Here is a 17,872-nt window from a genome sequence, read left to right as displayed (position 1 = left end):
AACTTAGTATGCTTCCTCTTGAAAACTTAGTATACTATCTTTTGAAAACTTAGTATACTATCTTTTGAAGACTTAGTATACTAAGTTTTTGAGAAGTGTTCTAACTCTGTTACAAATATCAAGCTAATCGCATTTAAAAATTTAGCACTCTGAACCAGAACATCAATTATTTGTGTAATTTATTTTACAACTTCAACCCATTGACCCGGTTTGCGGGCATTAATGTTATTATCATACATTGCTTCACAAGAAATGGTTGGCAAATAATACTTACCTACATAAGCTGCAGTTAAAGCAATGGTGAATGTTTTGTCCTTGTATCGGTCCAATTCGAAATAAGAGTAAACACGATCATCTCTGATATCCTGATAATCCGGCATATCGTTTTCACTTACCTGATCCACCTCTCCAAATCGAGTATTCAAAATTTCCCAACCCGATGGGAAGATTTGTGTCAGGGCCATTTGCTCATATTTGTTTACGCTTGGATTTTCGATTGTTACCTCTGCTTTAAAATCTGTTCCTTGCTGCAACTTACTTACATCAATAACATTTCCTTGCATATCCTTGTAAACAATTCTCAATTTCAAATTCTTCTCAACCGCAGTACCATCGCCTGCAACAGGAATTCCACTGGCGATTACTCTGGTGTAAAGAACTGCATCCGACAAGTTCTCAATCTTCACATTTGGTTTGCCAGATTTCACGTCTATTGGAATCTGCTTTACAGGACTGTTACTTATTATCTCCTCAGTTTTACCATTTAGGGTATAAGAGAATGACATTTGTCCTGGATTTTCACCACCTGCAAATTCAGCCATAGCCACCAAACAATAGGCTGTGGTTTGGGTACTCATCCATGAATCGCTGGATAACTTTTTAGATATTTCCTGAACCAATGGGAAAGCTGTTGTCCTTTGGTCCAAAAGACTTAAAGTTTCCAAAATCATAGCTTTATCACGCAATGAAGATCCAAAACTACCTGAGTGTTCTCTATATGATTTTACTTCGGTGGTCAATCCTGAAATTAACTCTTCTGCAACTTCTTTTTTGCCTATAATTCTATAGGTTGCAGCCAACCTCCATCTTGCATCATTTGATAAATTGCTTTGCTCTCTTAACCTATTCATCGATGCCAAATCCGGCTCATCTGCCAAGGCCAAAGTATATAATCTATATGCTTGAAGCAGATCATTTCTTTGGTAAGAATAACCTTCGTAAGTAGATTTTTTCCAAGATTTTGCAGCGGATTTTTGATACTTCAACCATGATGATTTTAATCCGATAGGAAGAGTATATCCTTTCTCTTCAGCCATAAGCATAAAGTGGCCTGCATAACTTGTTCCCCAAGAACTTGCATAGTTTCCTCCCGGCCAATAACTAAAACCGCCATTTGCCATTTGGAACTTCAGCAATCGAGTTAAACCAGCACGAATATTCTCTTCAATTCTTACTTTTTGGTCTGCTGTTAATTCAACAACTCCATTCAAATACATTTGAGGGAATACCGAAGAAGTAGTTTGCTCAATACATCCGTGAGGATAATCAATCAAGTATTCTAATCTACGACCAAAATCAATAGGAGGAATATTTGAAAGTTCTAAAACTGCCTTGTTGGTTCCTTCCATTCCCGGCAAATCAACCGACATTTCAAATGTTTTCCCATTGGTCAGTAATGTATCTGTAACATTAACCACTCTAGGATTAGGGTTGCGAACATCCAACTCAATATCATATGTCGCTTTTAAATTGCCACTTTCAGCTATTACTTTAACTCTTGCAATACCAAGCTTAGCTGCAACTTTTAAATCAAAATTAACCACTTGCTCGCCTGTTTTTTCAAACACAATGGTTTTATCTTTGCCATCCTGAGGAATCAGGTATTCATTGGGTTCAATTCTAACTTTTACATTCTTCACCTTTGGATCCATAGCAAAAACAGTTACCGGTAATTTCACTGTTTCATCCGGACCAACCACTCTTGGTAAGGTTGCCAATACCATTAGTGGTTTACGAACCTTCGAGGTTTTCTCAGCATTTCCATAAGCACCCTTATTTCCGGCCACAACCATGGTTCTTACAGATCCCACATAATTTGGCATTTCAATTCTATGCGTTTTAGAATCTCCCGAGTGCAATGTAAACGGACCGTAAAACATTACCACAGGCTTAAACCTATTGGCCTTTGCCTGCTTCTTGCCTTTCAAATCCTCATCTCCACCAATGGCAAATGCATTCTCCAAACGAGCTCCGAATGCTCCCATTACCAAGTCGAACATATCCCAAGTCTTAACTCCAAGAGCCTCACGAGCATAAAACGTATACCAAGGATTAGGAGTTTTGAATCGGGTTAAATCCAACAATCCATCATCAACCACAGCTATGGTATAAGTCATTGGTTTGCCATCTTTTTCTGATACATTCACCACAAATTCCTTCTCAGGTTCCAGTACCTCTGGCATATCAATTTGCGGATTCAATCGTGTAGCAGGATCTTCCACCATGATAGGAATTACACCATACATTCTGATCGGTAAATCATTCTCAACATTGGCATGTGGTTGAATTAAGCTTACATTCACATAGGCATTTGGTGCCATGTCAGGAGTAATATTAAAACTAAACTTCGACTCTCGAGAATCAGTTTCAACCCAAAAAGCATCCAAAACTTTAGCACCAGTTTCAATACTTACCAATGCTTTTCCTGTTTTCGATGAAGGAATTGTAATTGTTGCTTCCTCTCCAACTTCATATTTGTCTTTATCTGAAACAAACGAAAGCATATTTGCATTGCCTGGCATTCCTTCCGGTGATCTTCCATAATATTCAGAGAAATAAGCCGTAGTTCCAGCCGAGTGACCACTCTCCTGATCAAATACCTGAATCAAATAACGTCCATAATCGGTCCAGTCATTGTATTCAATATTCAACTTGTAAGTTGCTTGCCCATTTTTTGTCGAAATGGTTTTATAATCAACAATTCGAGTTGATGATCTTCTGATATAGGATGCCAAATTTTCTTCGCTCGAATCCCACCACCAGCGCCAGTCAATCTTGTAAACCTTCACCACAATTTTCTTTCTGTCCACAGGATTTCCTTCTGCATCAACTGTAGCAATTTTAAGCTCATGATCTGTATCTGTCAGATACCATCCTCTTTTCGATTCTGGCATTTTCATTCCAACGAAGGAATTGTATGGTGCAAATTTCACTCTCTGCATGTCGATACTAAAATCGCCACCTTCTTCAAACACTCGGGTAACAAAATTCGCATTCAACATTCCCGGAGCCGATTTGTTTCCTTTCAGGTTAAGAGGAACGACAGCCTTTCCATTCTGATCCACCTTACCGTCGAATACCACTTGCTCATCCGCCTCAAATTCTTTGGCCGGATCATCGAAAATATATGATTTGTACTTTTGAAATGATGTTTTGGTTGGCGAAAATTTAAGGCTAACATTTGACTTTAAATTGCGTGCTGTAGCACCATGTAACCATTTCACTTCCATATCAAGATTTTGACCAGAAGCTTTTGACTTCAAAACCTCAGTTCCAAAATCCAAATTAATTTTCAAACGGTTTGGTTTTACCGTCTCAATTTTAACCACTTTGGTAAAACTTGCTCCACCAACTTTTACTCTTGCTATCCAGTTTCCTGTTGGGGCCTCAGAATCTGTTTCACAATTGAACGAATAAAATCCATTTATACCACTTGTGCTTACTTTATGCACAACTGTTTGTCCTTCCGGATTCAACAATTCAAAGATTACAGGATGATTCTCTGGTAAAGTTTTCCCTGCATCTTCCAAAACAAAAGTAAGAAACAGTTTATCTCCAGGTCTCCAAACTCCACGCTCTCCATAAATAAATCCTTTAATTCCCTTCTGAATTTGTGCTCCACCAACATCAAAATTACTTAAGGACAGGGACGAACCATCATCAAGACGAAGGTATCCTCTTTGGCTGCCTTTTTTCGCTACCAAAAGGAAAGGCTTTCTATCCAACTGCACAGTCGCGAATCCCTGATTATCTGTTTTCAACCTGGCCATTAATTGCTTTTGGTAATTGTAGACCTCCAGTTCAACACCATTTTCTGGTTGTGCTGTTAACAGATTTGTAACTGCAAAAGTGATTGATTTATCGTTTCCTGCTTTCGCAATTAAGCCCAAGTCTGAAGCGAAAATATTACGATTTATAAATCTTCCTGATCGATAATAAGAAACATGACAAGGGTTCTCTCTTTCGTTCCAGTTGTATCCATTTGGATAATAGTAATCATCATACCAACCTGGTTTGTCCCATTCCTTCATTTCATTTTCCAACTCCTGTTCAGCAATCATTTCATCCACCGATGCCAAATTGCTATCTTTTCCTTTCTCGTCCTCGCAGCCGTACAATGAATATTCTTTTCTGAATCGAAGTTCCAATCGGTAGATTGCTCCTGGATTTACATCAATAAAACTTGCAACATCAATGGTATGAGCATTCCATTTTCTTAAGTCTATGGCTTCATTTTTCCCTAAATCAACACGCTTTTGTAAAATCAAACGCCCAACTCTTCTCAACCTTTCTTGTCCACCCATTCTATTATCCTGCAAGAACTGATGAACATTGTTTTCGAATATTTCGATTACGCGCAAATCTACAGCCTTTAAGCTAACGGCCTCAAAAGGCAAAATCAATCCCTGCGATGAAGGAGAAATAACTCCTTTGCCCAACAAGCGAACTGCAGGTTTAATATTTTCAAAAACCAACTCTAACTTCTTGCTCTTTTTTAAAGAGTAATCCAAAGCATTCTTGATTCCTTCTTCAATTTCAATGGTTCTGCGTCCTGCCAATCTGTATTGCGGATATGCTCTTACTTCATTTCCATCAATAATAAATCTGAAAGTGGATTGAGCATCAATACGAATTAAACCTTTCAGATTTTGATCTTTCTTTAAAGGATCAGAAAAACGAAGAGAAACATATTGTTCTGGCTGTTGAATTACCGTTGCACTCATCAATTTAAATACATTCAGAGCAGGAATTTCCACTTCCTTTTTGCCATTTTCATCAACGCCAATTCTATTTCCATCCCATCGAACCACCAACTCTCGTTTATCTTCGGTTCTTAACAAACTATCCACTACAAAATGATGAATTTTACCATCACCTGTATGGGTCCAGCTAATTGGCTTCTCTTTTCCATCTATACTTGCCGTTAAAACAGATTCTATTTCATCATCGTTAATAATATCTGCAGTGGTAAGGTAGCCTTTGTATTTCTGCGATTTCATATCGCTTTTGTCATAGGATTGTAAACCCTCTCCGGTAAAGCTGAAACTTTGCTTGATTACCTGAAAGTTAAACTTCAAATTGTTATACTTTTCAGGCACTTCCATTAACTTCCCGATTTTTACATTTACATTGTAAACACCACCCGATTTCATTCTCGAATCGGATCTAAACTCAATGGTTCTTGGATCTTTCCAGTAAGCTTTACCACTCAACTTTGGAGTAACGGTAAAAATTCCTCCCTCTAATTCTTGTCCTGGCTCAATTGGATTCTTATAATCATCCACCAATCGAACTTCAATAATCGATTCCGCAGACACCACTCCCGAGGTAAATGCAGCAATATATTGTCCAAATCCAGGATCGACTTTTCGTTTGGTTACTTTTTTATTTTTACAGGAATTGACTGCCGTTAAGAGAATTAACGGCACAATTAGAAGGCAGAAAAATTTTCTCATTTTATAAATAATTGGATTTGATAATTCAGCATAATATTAGCAATTGAAAATGATTAATCAAACAAAAAGACAATCTTATTGTTCTTAAAATACATATTATAAAAATAGGCCGAACAGATTTCTCTATTCGGCCTTATTATATGCAACTTAGCAATTGCTAAATTTACTTTAAATTATTTCTTTTTGATCTTCGTGAGTTCCATTTTGCGAATGCGAGCACGAACAGCTCCTTTTGTTCTTTTTAGCTTAATGGCCATTTCACCAACGGGTACTCCATCAAAAAACAGGTTGATCAATTCGTCATCATCTTCTCTGTTCCAAGGATTATAAGCCTCTTTGTGTTCCTTTTTAATCTTTCTGATTTTGTCGAAATCTTTCTGATCCATAGCTTATCTTTTTATACCATTTATTTATCAAAGATCATTGAGGTATAATGCCGATAGATATTTAAAAATCGCTAACAAATAAAGTGAAGTTATCGATTACTTTAAATACTAATCGGTATTAAATTATCTTTTCTTACCCGACCTTTTCTGTGATCCTGATCTGTTTTGAGAACCAGACCTACCTTTTGAATTAGACCTTCTTCTCCAATCCTTATTGCCAGAACCATTTGATTTACCCGAACGCGATCGTGGCTTTTTCTTCTCAGTTTTCTTTTCTGTATTCTTTTCCTCCTTTGGCAATTCTGGCATTTCCTCAGCCTGAAAAGGATGATCCTTAATTACCGGAATAGTCTGCTTAATTAAACGTTGAATATCCTTTAAATATGGTAATTCATCCTGACTACAAAAAGATATGGCCACACCACTTGCACTTGCTCTACCCGTTCTGCCAATTCGGTGCACATATGATTCCGGAATATTTGGTAAATCATAATTCACTACCAAAGCCAAACCAGCCACATCAATTCCACGTGCTGCAATATCGGTTGCAACCAATACTTTGGTTGTACCTTCCTTAAAATTATTTAGAGCATTCTGTCTAGAATTCTGGGTTTTATTACCATGAATGGCCTCCGTATTGATATCGGCTTTTCTTAGAATTCGTGCAATTTTATCGGCACCATACTTGGTTCTCGAGAATACCAAGGTAGATCCTAACTCTCTTGATTTTAGCAAGTGTGTTAAAAGTTTCGACTTCTTACTCTTGCTGGTAAAATAGATAGACTGTTCAACCCTTTCAGCTGTAGTTTGCTGTGGCTGAATGGTAATCTTCTCAGGATTTCCCAAAATCTGCTTCGACAGACTCACAATTTTAGGAGCATGGTAGCCGAAAAGAACAATGATTGTCTTCGCTTTGGCAACTGATCTATAATTCTTCGGATATCGTAAATGAACCCCATATCCAACATCTGATCGGCCTCATCCAACACAAAATACCTGATATCTCGTAAAGAGATAAATCCCTGATTGATCAAGTCTAACAATCTACCAGGTGTAGCCACTAAAACATCAACTCCCGTGGCTAACGCATCGGTTTGTGCTCCTTGCTTTACTCCACCAAAAATTACAGTGTTTTTAATCCCTGTATGCTGACCATATTCTGTAAAACTATCGCCAATTTGTATGGCCAGCTCTCTTGTTGGCGTAACTACCAAAGCTTAATTTTTCGCTTTACCTTTCCGTGACCATCTTCCAATAAATTCTGAAGTATTGGAATGGCAAAGGCTGCAGTTTTCCCGGTTCCTGTTTGGGCACAACCTAAAAGATCTCTTTTTTGTAATAAAACTGGAATTGCCTCCGCCTGTATGGGAGTGGGATTTGTATAACCTTTCGCCTCTATCGCTTTTAATATGGGTTCTACAATATCTAATTTGTCAAATGTCATATGCTTATAAAAATGAGCGGCAAAGGTAGTTTAATAGTTTGGATTAATAACATTTATACAAAATCATTTCTATATCAAACCATTATAAATAGAAAAGCCGCAATTCCTTGCGGCTCTACTTTATACTTTATACTTTATACTTGCAGATCAATGCGGTTCCAATTCAAAGCTCACCATCCACTGAATCCCAAATTTATCGGTAAACATTCCAAAATACGATCCCCAAAATGTTTTATCCATTGGCATGATTACTTTTCCACCTGCAGATAGCCCCGCAAAAATGCGATCGGCTTCTTGCTTTGAATCTGTATTTAGTGATAAGGAAAAGTTATTCCCCTGCGTTGGAAGTGGTCCGAATGCCTCTGAAGAATCACTACCCATTAGCACGGTTTCCTTACTGATTGGCAAAGAAACATGCATAATCAAATTCTTATCTTTTTCTGCAACTGGCGGACAAGTGTCCGAAGGAGGCATTTCTCCAAATCGAGCCACATGGCTAAACTCTCCTCCCAAAACCGACTTGTAAAAATCAAAAGCCTCTTCGCAATTTCCATTAAAAGCAAGATAAACATTAAGTGTTGTCATAATTTGTGCATTAAGGTTTTTACTAATTTTAAAGTCTACTGAAAATACAGAAGATTATTGCGAAAATCAATATCTGACAACAATTTAGAATTGAATTTAGCCTTGGTTTATCCTAAAAGGAGAAAACTTTTATTGCTGATAAGTATAATGACCAATAATGGTATACTTATTCAGCAAATCTTCAACCACCTGCCCTGCTCCAATGTTATGAACAAATAATGGTCTTTTCCCATCGAGAGACATCTGATCAATTACAATTCCAATATGAGTTATTCCTCCCCCCAGATCCCAACAAACGATATCACCCGGCAAATAATCCTTTGGATTTCTGGTTTTAGCTTTGATCATCCCTTTACGTTCGAAAAAAGTCATCAAATTCGGCACTCTTCTGTGGTCGATGTTTTTATCGGTAGTTTTCAGTCCCCAATTTTTAGGGTACAGTGTAAAATTGGCTTTCATATCCTCATGCACCTCTTTTTGCAAATCGATTCCCAACAAACGATAAGCACGAATTACGACATCAGTGCATACTCCCCGATCTGCGGGAACATCACCATTCGGGTAATCAATTGCAAAATAAGATGGATCGTAAATCACATGCTGCCTGGTGAGTTCTTTTGCAGCAATCGCTAACTGATCATAAAAACTTTGAGCGTGTCCAAAAATAAAAAAGACACTACAGATGAATGTCAAAAATAATCTTCTCATTATTTACCAATTAATAATATCTTAATGCTTTTACAACAACCATTCCAAACCAATATAAAAAAGAGTGCACCAAAGGTACACTCTTTTACATATATTATATTTTAGAATTACCCTTTCTCTGGCGACATAAATTTATAGGCCAAACCTGCCAGAATAGCCCCTAATATTGGTGCCAACCAAAACAACCATAATTGATCCATGGCCCAATCACCAACAAATAATGCCTGGCTAGAGCTTCGGGCCGGATTAACCGATGTATTGGTAACTGGTATGCTAATCAAGTGAATCAATGTTAATCCTAAACCTATTGCGATACCAGCAAAACCAGCAGGAGCTTTTGAATGCGTTGCCCCAAGTATGATAAGCAAGAACATAAAAGTCATCACCACCTCGCATACTAATGCCGAAAGCATTCCATAACCACCCGGCGAATGTTCTCCAAACCCGTTTGCAGCAAATCCACCCAGCTCAAATCCTGGCTTTCCACTTGCAATCATATACAGAATACCAGCTCCAGCAATTCCCCCCAACACCTGTGCAATAATATAAGGTATTAATTCCTTTCCATCGAATCGACCTCCTGCCCATAAACCAATTGATACTGCAGGATTTAGATGACAACCAGAAATATGTCCAATTGCATAAACCATGGTAAGTACTGTTAACCCAAAAGCAATGGCAACACCAACAAAGCCAATTCCCAATTCGGGATAAGCTGCTGCCAATACCGCACTACCACATCCTCCCAATACCAACCAAAGGGTTCCAATAAACTCTGCTACTAGTTTTTTCATGATATATTATTTAAAGGTTAATAATTATCTCTCATGTTTGATCCTCAAGCATTCTTCCATTTCATCTCTCCAGAATAATAAATATAATCATTTTGACGCATATGACCATCTAAATTAAACACTTAACAGAATCAGCTAAAACACAATACATTTAAATTACAGATAGAAGATGTACAATAAAAAAATCTCCCTACTCATTACTGAACAGGGAGATTGCAATTAAACTAATTGTATGTAGTTGTTGAAAGATTCCTATTACATGAATCCACCGCCACCTTGCGTTTCACGATTATCTCTGCGCTTGCGTTGTTTGGCTTTGTTTTTACCACTACCAAATCGATAAGAGAATCCTAAGTAAGCGGTTCTGCTTTCCCAATGGAATTCACCATTCTGTCTGTATGGAACCTCCGAATCGAACTTAAACTTCATTCCTTCGAAAATGTCATTCACTCTAAAGGTAATGGTACCTTTCCCTTTCATTACGCTGTAGCTTGCACCTGTATTAATCATCCACATCGGATCAACTTCGAACTGCAAGTCTTTTCCGCCACCACGATACATGGCAAACAACTGGAATCTCAACTTTTTGGTTGCAGTAAAACTATTTGCAACACGCACATTGAATGAATTGTTGGTAATCTCTAAATTCTCACCATTCGAAACACCTGTTTCTTTCTGGATATACAAATCGGAACTTGCATTCATCGACCACCACTTGAAGAATCTGTAATTTGCCGATAGCTCAACACCATAACGATCGTTGTCATTGGTGTTATAGTACGACATTTCTACCTTTTCAATATCTTGCGGATCTTTATTCAATACCCTAGAGATATTTCCACTTACTCTTCGGTAGAATACTCCTATGGTAGTCGATCCTTTCTTTAATCCCTTTGTGTAATTGAACTCGAACGAGTTGGTAAACTGAGGATCCAATTCTGGATTCCCAAAAGAGCTAATCAATGGTGTACTCCACTCTCGAATTGGGTTTACCTGTCTTATTGAAGGTCGATCAACTCTTCGACTGTAGCTCAACTGAAATTGATTTTTTTCGTTAGAATTATAGGTAAAGAATACCGAAGGATAAACCGTAAATCTACTATCGGTATATTTTGCTTTTTCGTCACCTTTCATAAAATCTCCATCTACTTCATATTGCTCCAATCTGGCACCAACTTGCATCGAAAATTTATCGATCTTGTGATTTAAATTCACATATCCCGAGTAGATACTTCTGTCGTAGCTAAATGCCGAATTATCAACTTTAGTATTGGTAAAATCATATTGGTCGGTTACACGTGAATTTTCCGTATCATTCAGTCTTAACTCCAATCCCATTTCCAGCTTTGTATTTTCTGATAAAGGATTTGTGTAATCCAAATTCAGAAGCGTATTGGTGTATTCATTTTCAATATTATCGGAGTAATTTGAATTACGATCATCAGGATTTAGTAATTCTCTATAAGTTGCATCTTCAGGATCATCACTCTCACTATAGGTAGCTTCAAACTCCAGGTTGTGCCCTTCTTTCTCAAAATCGATCTTATAATTAACGTTATAGGTTCCAGTTGAATTATCGGTTTTCGATTTCATCAGATTGTGGAAGTCCAAACTATTGCCTCTAAAAATCTTGGTTGTTCCATCAAAATCACCATCACGAAAGTTTTGAGTCGTATAAAAAGAAAGTGTATTCTTTTCATTCAAATAAATATCGGCACCTACCTTTAATAAATGAGAATAGTTTTCGCTATCAAATTCAAATTTCTGCAGAAGATCATCTGCTAAGATTGTCTGTCCATTCTCATCCAACGAGCTTCTTAAAACGTCTCCATAGTTATTTCTTTTACCTCCATTTGCTCCATAGTTTAGGAAAAAGTTCATTTTTCCTTGCTTGTAATTCATATCGAACGAACCATTGGCACGTGTGTTTTTTCCACGTGTTACACCCATATTTACATTGGCATTAAAACCAATATTGGCATTCTTATTCAGAACGATATTAATAATTCCACTCATCCCTTCAGGATTGTACTTTGCCGATGGATTGGTAATTAACTCGATACTTTTAATGGATGTTGAAGGAATCTGTTGCAACAACTGTGCAGGACTAATATTAGTAGGCTTGCCATCAACCAAGATTCTAACATTTTCGTTACCTCTTAGGCTAACAGCTCCAGTCTGACTATTCACACTTACCGATTGTACATTATCCAACACCTCTGAAGCAGTTGCTCCAGCAGCGGTAAGGTCTTTCCCAACGTTTACCACCTTACGGTCGATTTTCTGAGTAATGGTAGACAATTCAGCTCTAACCGTTACCTCTCCTAACATTTCCGTATCCTCTTCCAAATGAACAGTACCCAATTTGTGCACCTTTGTTTTAGAAAAATCCAATTGCCTTTTGTAGGGTTTGTATCCCATAAATTGTATTTCAACCACATTTTTCCCTTCAGGGATTTTCTTAATAATGAACTTTCCCTCAATATCAGTAATCCCTCCGGTAAGAATTTTTTCATTGGCATCACGTATCACTACATTTACATATGGCAGTGGTTCTTTAGTTTTCTGATCTAATATTACACCCGTTAATGAACCGCTTTTTACTGCAGTTGTGATTTCAGTTTCTGCAAAAACTGTAAAGCTCAACAACAACAAAACAACTATTAGTAGTTTTTCTCTCATAATACTTTTTAATTTGTTAGTGGGTTTAAAAATTAGACTACATCAAATCAATCATCACATCTACTCGTTATTTACCCCAATCTTGTTTCGATATTTGTATTAAAACGCGTAGTCAGTTAGTAAATACGAACACCCTTTTTAGACATTCTCCACGATACAATCAGAGATAGTGCCAAAAATTACAAACAACACTATTTCAACAACTAACATTCCAATGAATTTATTTTCATGTTCGATATCGGACAAATTAATGTACGGTTTCAGCTATAAAATTTAGTTTAGCTCAATGAGAACCTTTAAATACAAATGGAAGATTTGCATTATACCAAGTGATAACTGTATAATCAAAGTGGTACAACAGGTAAGTATATTTAATATAGAGTATACTAAAACTACGTAGCAGAGGGATTATTGGTGAATTGACAGTTTAGAACGGAAGTTTTAAAATTTATACCAAGTGCCTTTTTACAAAAGCTCTTCCAGATCCTGATTTTAAATATTTCTCAAATTCAAAAGCCTTGTATTTATCTGAAAACGTAATATAGCTTATCAATTTTACAGGACGAATATTCTTTGTTGCAGGAACATAACCATTTTGATGTCATTCCAGACGTTCCTTCAAATTAGAAGTGCAGCCTGTATAAAGTTTATCGTTTGAACAATGCAAAATATAGACGTAATACATAATTGTAAATTAATTGATCATTAATTTACTGCATCTATTTAAATTATCAAAAGTGAGGATTTTAAAATAATAGGTCTATAATTATTGAAAAACCTACGGGAAAACTTAGGGAAACAATGAGCTTTATCTTAAAGAAGCGGATTTCATCCGCCGTAGCCAAATCTAATAAATCCAATAATATAGCTCAAGTTTATAAAAACAAAAAACCCGCCATCGCAAAAAATTGCTATGGCGGGCGAAGGCGGAGAGAGAGGGATTCGAACCCCCGGTACGTTGCCGTACAATGGTTTTCAAGACCACCGCATTCGACCACTCTGCCATCTCTCCAAAATTTTGAGCGGGAAACGGGACTCAAACCCGCGACCCTCAGCTTGGAAGGCTGATGCTCTATCAACTGAGCTATTCCCGCAAGAATTATTTTTCAAAGATTGAACGTTTTCAATCTGTTTTGTGGGGAGAGCAGGATTCGAACCTACGAAGACGAAAGTCAGCGGAGTTACAGTCCGCCCCAGTTGGCCACTTTGGTATCTCCCCAATATTTTTCAGTACGTTTGAGCGGGAAACGGGACTCAAACCCGCGACCCTCAGCTTGGAAGGCTGATGCTCTATCAACTGAGCTATTCCCGCAAGAATGTTTTTCACAAATTGAACGTTTTCAATCCGTTTTGTGGGGAGAGCAGGATTCGAACCTACGAAGACGAAAGTCAGCGGAGTTACAGTCCGCCCCAGTTGGCCACTTTGGTATCTCCCCAAAAGCAATCGGTATGTAAAAGAACTGTTGTTTGTTTCTCGATTGCGGTTGCAAATATAGGGGCTTTGGTAGAATATACAAGGGCTACCAAGCTTTTTTTTGAAAAAAAATTAAGTTTTTTATGTAAGTGTTTGATTTCCTAGCGAATATTTTTGTCATTTTTTTTCAATACTTTTTTCATGTGAATATTACACGATCCACACAACACCTTAATCGCACAATATCAGCAATTTACAATACTATTTTTAACGTTTTCTTTAAACAAGTAATATTCTAAAGTATTGAATGCTAAGCTTTGGAACCTTTAGCGTTCTTTTATTGATTATATTCGATGATGTACTTAGGAATCGTTTTTTAAGACAATCTTGAAATTGATTTTAAATTACATTTTCGAAATATTAGTAATATCATGGAGAAAATTCTTTTTATTATCAATCCAATTGCAGGCAAAAAATCAGGAATAAATATCCATCAGAAGATTATTCGATATCTGGATACTGATATTTTTAAACCTTATTTTAAATATTCGGAATATCCAGGACACATTTCGGAGATGGCAAAACAAGCATTAGAGGAAAAATACAAAGCAATTATTGCTGTTGGTGGAGATGGCACGGTAAATGAAACGGCAAGGGTTTTGGTTCATTCTAACATCCCTATGGGAATCATTCCGTCAGGATCAGGAAATGGTCTGGCCAGGCATCTTAAAATTCCCTTATCTGTTAAAGGAGCTGTGAAACTCATTAATAAAATGCAAACCCTGCAAATGGATACTATAAGAATAAACAACATGTATTCTTTTTGTGTTGTAGGCATAGGTTTCGATGCTCAAGTCAGCCGAATGTTCCAAAAAATGGAAGCCAGAGGACTTTTCTCATATATTATAGCCTGTTTACGCTGCTTTAATCGAAGTAAAAACCAAAACTTCATTGTACACACCAAACAAAAGGAGCATTTATTAAATGGCTTTATGCTGTGTTTTGCCAATGCAAGTCAGTTTGGTAATAATGCCTACATTGCCCCGGGCGCAGATGTTTCAGATGGAATTATAGATCTGGTATTGGTTAAAAAGCCATCCTTCATACAAATTCCTTTGTTTGCCTATAAAATCCTAACAGGAACCGTAGAAAGTCACTCGCTGTATTACCGAATAAAAGGCAAAGCTTTTGATATCACCCAGGAGAATGATTTTGCCCACTTAGATGGAGAACCTGCAACAGTAGGAACAAAATTTACCGTAACCATTGAAGAGAAGGCTCTGCGCGTAATTTGTTGACACAAAAAAAACGGAAACCAATTAAGATTTCCGTTTTTAAATATCTTATAAAGATGATTACTTCATCATTGCTTTCGCTCTTGTAATATACTTTTCGATATCACGAGCTTCTGCTGATTTAGAAAAATCTTTTTCAATTTTTTCGTAAGCAGCCAATGCTTTTTTGTATTCTCCCATCATTTCGTAAGCCAAGCCAGCTTTTTGTAAGTAAATAGGAGTTGTAAAATCATTTGCGTTAATTGTGCTTGCATCCATATAGTTCGAAGCAGCTTTAACATTTTCTCCTAATTCCATATAAGCATCACCAGCAGCAGCCTTAGCTAAAGAACTTAAAAGAAAATCTTCTGAACTAAAAGAAGTTAGCTTATCAATCGCATTTTGATACTCACCAATTCTTAAGTATGAAATACCAGCATAGTACTTAGAAAGATTACCTGCTGCAGTTGAACCAAATTCGTCAACAATTTCCAAAAATCCAGGATAGTTTTCGTCACCATTTAAAGCCAATTTAAATGAATCTTGTTCGAAATATCTTTGAGCCTGAAACAATTGCTTCTGAGCCTTTTCTTCAAGAGGAGTTTTGTAATACTTTTGATAAGCAAAAATTGCCACAGCCACCACAATAACAGCAAAAGCAATACTAGTCAATTTCTTTTGGTTCTTCTCTATATATTGTTCAGTCTTACTTAACGCATCTTCTAGATTCTCGAAATTATCCGCAGTTTCCGGATTGTTTTTGTTCTTCGACATACTCAAATAATTAATAGGTTTATTTTTTCTAACGCAAATGTAATTTTTTTTGCCAAATATTAAGCATGATTAATATAAAAAATGAGAATAAATTAGAACTTAATTATTGCCAAGCTTTCCCTAATTTGAATTGATTTTATTTCTTAATTTTGCAGCATTACCTTAAAGTTTTGCACATGCATCTTGAAAAGCTATCTCTTATTAACTACAAGAACATACTTGAGTTAGAATTAAATTTTTCTCCAAAAATCAATTGTTTTATAGGCAATAATGGAATGGGAAAAACCAATCTTCTCGATGCAGTTTACTACTTAAGCTTTTGTAAAAGTTACTTTTCATCTACTGATCAGTACAACATCAATCATGATGCACAGTTCATGGTTTTAGAAGGAAAATATCAACGTAAGGAATTGGAAGAAGTAGTTTATTGTGGTGTAAAACGTGGCCAAAAGAAGAATTTCAAGCGAAACAAAAAAGAATACAAAAAATTATCTGAGCATATTGGATTACTTCCTATTGTTATGGTCTCTCCTGCCGATGGCCGACTAATTACCGATGGCAGCGAGGAACGCAGAAAGTACATGGATAGTGTAATATCGCAGTACGACAGAAAGTATCTTGATGATTTGATTCGTTACAATCGTGTAATTCTGCAACGCAATAAATTACTAAAAGATTTTGCTGCCGGAACCAAATACGATGAAGATACCTTAAGCATTTGGGATGAACAATTGGTACATTTAAGTGCGGACATTTATAAGAAAAGAAAAGATTTTCTGCACAAACTAATGCCTGTCTTCCAGGAATACTATTCTGTTATATCTCAGGGAAACGAAATTGTTAGCCTTGAGTATAAATCGCAACTGCACGAACACGGAATGCGTGAATTGTTAGACAATGCACGCTGGAAAGATCAGGTAATGCAATACACAACCGTAGGAATTCACAAGGATGATTTGATTCTGAATCTGGGAAAATATCCAATTAAAAAAATGGGTTCTCAGGGACAAAAGAAGACTTATCTAATTGCGCTAAAACTGGCTCAGTTTGAATTCATAAAACAAATTGCGAGTTTTACGCCTATTCTTTTGCTAGATGATATTTTTGACAAATTAGATTCGAATCGCGTTGAGCAAATTGTTCGTTTGGTTTCAGAAGAACGATTTGGTCAGATTTTTATTTCTGATACCAATCGTGATCATTTGGATGATATCTTATCAGGATCAGCTTTGGAATATCAACTTTTTACTATCGCTAACGGTGCCATTATTAATTCGGAATCATGAGAAGAAGCAACACTCAAAAAATAGATGAATTGATCAAGGAAGTTCTGAAAGAATCGAAACTTGACGTGAAACTGAAAGAATATGAGTTGGTGAACTCGTGGGAAAAAGTAATTGGCAAAACAGTAGCCAATGCAACTACTGATATCTACATTCGCAACCGAAGATTGTTTGTTGCAGTTCGCTCATCGGTAATCCGAAACGAACTCATGATTATTCGTGATGGATTGGTGAAGGCTTTAAACCGTGAAGTACAAGCCAATATTATTGATGATATTGTGGTGAGATAAAAAAGCACATCAATAAGTCATCAATGTGCTTTCTGGATATTTGATATTATTTAAATCACTTCTGTTGCAGAGAAATAAAATGCTCCTTCGATGCAAGCATTTTCGTCGCTATCTGAACCGTGGACTGCATTTTTCGACATTGATTCTGCGAACTCTTTACGAATTGTACCTTCTTCTGCTTCGGCTGGATTGGTTGCTCCAATTAACTTTCTGAAAGCAGCTACAGCATCTTCCTTTTCCAAAATTGCAGCTACAATTGGTCCAGAGCTCATAAAATCAGTCAATTCATCGTAAAACGGACGATCCTTGTGAACTTCGTAAAACCTCTTCGCTTGTTCCTTGGTAATTTGAGTGTATTTCATGGCTACAATTCTAAATCCAGCTTCATTAATTTTTGCCAGAATTGCTCCAATATGACCCGCTGCTACTGCATCAGGCTTAATCATTGTAAAAGTTCTATCGCTTCTCATTAATATGTGTGTATAAGTTTAACCTAGGTATAC

Annotated in this window: 15 protein-coding genes and 5 tRNA genes; 3 read left to right on the top strand and 17 right to left on the bottom strand. The window is 36.8% G+C overall.

Translation table 11 applies throughout. The annotated features are described in order from the left end of the window. Positions 1-179 precede the first annotated feature (179 nt). The 15 genes from JCM15579_RS14170 to JCM15579_RS14115 all read right to left on the bottom strand — a co-directional run bounded on the left by JCM15579_RS14170 (position 180) and on the right by JCM15579_RS14115 (position 13,770). Positions 180-5,735, bottom strand: a complete 5,556-nt coding sequence (locus JCM15579_RS14170) for an alpha-2-macroglobulin family protein (protein WP_054721102.1) — start codon at positions 5,733-5,735, stop codon at positions 180-182. Between the two features lie 173 nt (positions 5,736-5,908). After that, positions 5,909-6,121 carry a hypothetical protein gene (locus JCM15579_RS14165; RefSeq protein ID WP_054721101.1) on the bottom strand — a complete coding sequence of 71 codons (213 nt, stop codon included), beginning with the start codon at positions 6,119-6,121 and terminating at the stop codon, positions 5,909-5,911. 123 nt (positions 6,122-6,244) lie between these two features. After that, the gene (locus JCM15579_RS20920) at positions 6,245-6,988 is read right to left on the bottom strand and encodes a helicase-related protein (RefSeq protein WP_218186182.1); all 744 of its coding nucleotides are present in this window, start codon (positions 6,986-6,988) and stop codon (positions 6,245-6,247) included. Beyond that, positions 6,985-7,335, bottom strand: a complete 351-nt coding sequence (locus JCM15579_RS22010) for a DEAD/DEAH box helicase (RefSeq protein WP_218186181.1) — start codon at positions 7,333-7,335, stop codon at positions 6,985-6,987. Before JCM15579_RS22010 ends, JCM15579_RS20920 begins: the two co-directional genes overlap by 4 nt. Further along, positions 7,329-7,565 (bottom strand): DEAD/DEAH box helicase, encoded by a 237-nt coding sequence (locus JCM15579_RS22005; protein ID WP_218186180.1) that lies wholly within the window; start codon positions 7,563-7,565, stop codon positions 7,329-7,331. The genes JCM15579_RS22010 and JCM15579_RS22005 overlap by 7 nt, the downstream gene beginning before the upstream one ends. Before the next feature lie 147 nt (positions 7,566-7,712). Then, on the bottom strand, positions 7,713-8,150 hold the full coding sequence (locus tag JCM15579_RS14155) for a VOC family protein (protein WP_054721100.1): 438 nt from the start codon (positions 8,148-8,150) through the stop codon (positions 7,713-7,715). A 129-nt stretch (positions 8,151-8,279) separates the two neighbouring features. After that, positions 8,280-8,858 (bottom strand): DUF1287 domain-containing protein, encoded by a 579-nt coding sequence (locus JCM15579_RS14150; protein WP_054721099.1) that lies wholly within the window; start codon positions 8,856-8,858, stop codon positions 8,280-8,282. Positions 8,859-8,965: 107 nt separating this feature from the next. Then, positions 8,966-9,652 (bottom strand): aquaporin Z, encoded by a 687-nt coding sequence (gene aqpZ / locus JCM15579_RS14145; RefSeq protein ID WP_054721098.1) that lies wholly within the window; start codon positions 9,650-9,652, stop codon positions 8,966-8,968. Positions 9,653-9,907: 255 nt separating this feature from the next. Next, positions 9,908-12,334, bottom strand: coding sequence for a TonB-dependent receptor (locus JCM15579_RS14140; RefSeq protein WP_054721097.1), 2,427 nt, complete (start codon positions 12,332-12,334; stop codon positions 9,908-9,910). 601 nt (positions 12,335-12,935) lie between these two features. Next, on the bottom strand, positions 12,936-13,019 hold the full coding sequence (locus tag JCM15579_RS22330; protein WP_218186188.1) for a GIY-YIG nuclease family protein: 84 nt from the start codon (positions 13,017-13,019) through the stop codon (positions 12,936-12,938). Between the two features lie 242 nt (positions 13,020-13,261). Next, positions 13,262-13,346, bottom strand: a tRNA-Ser gene (locus JCM15579_RS14135). Positions 13,347-13,355: 9 nt separating this feature from the next. Then, positions 13,356-13,428, bottom strand: a tRNA-Gly gene (locus JCM15579_RS14130). A 42-nt stretch (positions 13,429-13,470) separates the two neighbouring features. Next, positions 13,471-13,553, bottom strand: a tRNA-Tyr gene (locus JCM15579_RS14125). Between the two features lie 20 nt (positions 13,554-13,573). Next, a tRNA-Gly gene (locus tag JCM15579_RS14120) sits at positions 13,574-13,646 on the bottom strand. 41 nt (positions 13,647-13,687) lie between these two features. Continuing rightward, positions 13,688-13,770 (bottom strand) — tRNA-Tyr (locus tag JCM15579_RS14115). Between the two features lie 409 nt (positions 13,771-14,179). Here JCM15579_RS14115 and JCM15579_RS14110 point away from each other — a divergent pair. Further along, the gene (locus JCM15579_RS14110) at positions 14,180-15,046 is read left to right on the top strand and encodes a diacylglycerol/lipid kinase family protein (protein ID WP_054721096.1); all 867 of its coding nucleotides are present in this window, start codon (positions 14,180-14,182) and stop codon (positions 15,044-15,046) included. Positions 15,047-15,103: 57 nt separating this feature from the next. Here JCM15579_RS14110 and JCM15579_RS14105 read toward each other — a convergent pair whose 3' ends face one another. Then, positions 15,104-15,796, bottom strand: a complete 693-nt coding sequence (locus JCM15579_RS14105; protein WP_054721095.1) for a tetratricopeptide repeat protein — start codon at positions 15,794-15,796, stop codon at positions 15,104-15,106. Between the two features lie 176 nt (positions 15,797-15,972). Between JCM15579_RS14105 and recF the strand changes: the two genes are divergently transcribed. Beyond that, positions 15,973-17,082, top strand: coding sequence for a DNA replication/repair protein RecF (gene recF, locus JCM15579_RS14100; protein ID WP_054721094.1), 1,110 nt, complete (start codon positions 15,973-15,975; stop codon positions 17,080-17,082). After that, on the top strand, positions 17,079-17,369 hold the full coding sequence (locus JCM15579_RS14095) for a DciA family protein (protein WP_054721093.1): 291 nt from the start codon (positions 17,079-17,081) through the stop codon (positions 17,367-17,369). The genes recF and JCM15579_RS14095 overlap by 4 nt, the downstream gene beginning before the upstream one ends. A gap of 50 nt (positions 17,370-17,419) precedes the next feature. Here JCM15579_RS14095 and JCM15579_RS14090 read toward each other — a convergent pair whose 3' ends face one another. After that, on the bottom strand, positions 17,420-17,839 hold the full coding sequence (locus JCM15579_RS14090; RefSeq protein ID WP_054721092.1) for a nucleoside-diphosphate kinase: 420 nt from the start codon (positions 17,837-17,839) through the stop codon (positions 17,420-17,422). Between the last annotated feature and the right edge of the window lie 33 nt (positions 17,840-17,872).

This window comes from Marinifilum fragile JCM 15579 (assembly GCF_001310955.1).
GTDB lineage: Bacteria > Bacteroidota > Bacteroidia > Bacteroidales > Marinifilaceae > Marinifilum > Marinifilum fragile.
This window is presented reverse-complemented; position numbering and strand designations above follow the sequence as displayed.

Excerpts from the sequence above, each read along its gene's own strand:
- JCM15579_RS14170 (WP_054721102.1), bottom strand. The coding sequence starts at position 5,735 with ATGAGAAAATTTTTCTGCCTTCTAATTGTGCCGTTAATTCTCTTAACG.
- JCM15579_RS14165 (WP_054721101.1), bottom strand. The coding sequence starts at position 6,121 with ATGGATCAGAAAGATTTCGACAAAATCAGAAAGATTAAAAAGGAACAC.
- JCM15579_RS22005 (WP_218186180.1), bottom strand. The coding sequence starts at position 7,565 with ATGACATTTGACAAATTAGATATTGTAGAACCCATATTAAAAGCGATA.
- JCM15579_RS14155 (WP_054721100.1), bottom strand. The coding sequence starts at position 8,150 with ATGACAACACTTAATGTTTATCTTGCTTTTAATGGAAATTGCGAAGAG.
- JCM15579_RS14150 (WP_054721099.1), bottom strand. The coding sequence starts at position 8,858 with ATGAGAAGATTATTTTTGACATTCATCTGTAGTGTCTTTTTTATTTTT.
- aqpZ (WP_054721098.1), bottom strand. The coding sequence starts at position 9,652 with ATGAAAAAACTAGTAGCAGAGTTTATTGGAACCCTTTGGTTGGTATTG.
- JCM15579_RS14140 (WP_054721097.1), bottom strand. The coding sequence starts at position 12,334 with ATGAGAGAAAAACTACTAATAGTTGTTTTGTTGTTGTTGAGCTTTACA.
- JCM15579_RS22330 (WP_218186188.1), bottom strand. The coding sequence starts at position 13,019 with ATGTATTACGTCTATATTTTGCATTGTTCAAACGATAAACTTTATACA.
- JCM15579_RS14110 (WP_054721096.1), top strand. The coding sequence starts at position 14,180 with ATGGAGAAAATTCTTTTTATTATCAATCCAATTGCAGGCAAAAAATCA.
- JCM15579_RS14105 (WP_054721095.1), bottom strand. The coding sequence starts at position 15,796 with ATGTCGAAGAACAAAAACAATCCGGAAACTGCGGATAATTTCGAGAAT.
- recF (WP_054721094.1), top strand. The coding sequence starts at position 15,973 with ATGCATCTTGAAAAGCTATCTCTTATTAACTACAAGAACATACTTGAG.
- JCM15579_RS14095 (WP_054721093.1), top strand. The coding sequence starts at position 17,079 with ATGAGAAGAAGCAACACTCAAAAAATAGATGAATTGATCAAGGAAGTT.
- JCM15579_RS14090 (WP_054721092.1), bottom strand. The coding sequence starts at position 17,839 with ATGAGAAGCGATAGAACTTTTACAATGATTAAGCCTGATGCAGTAGCA.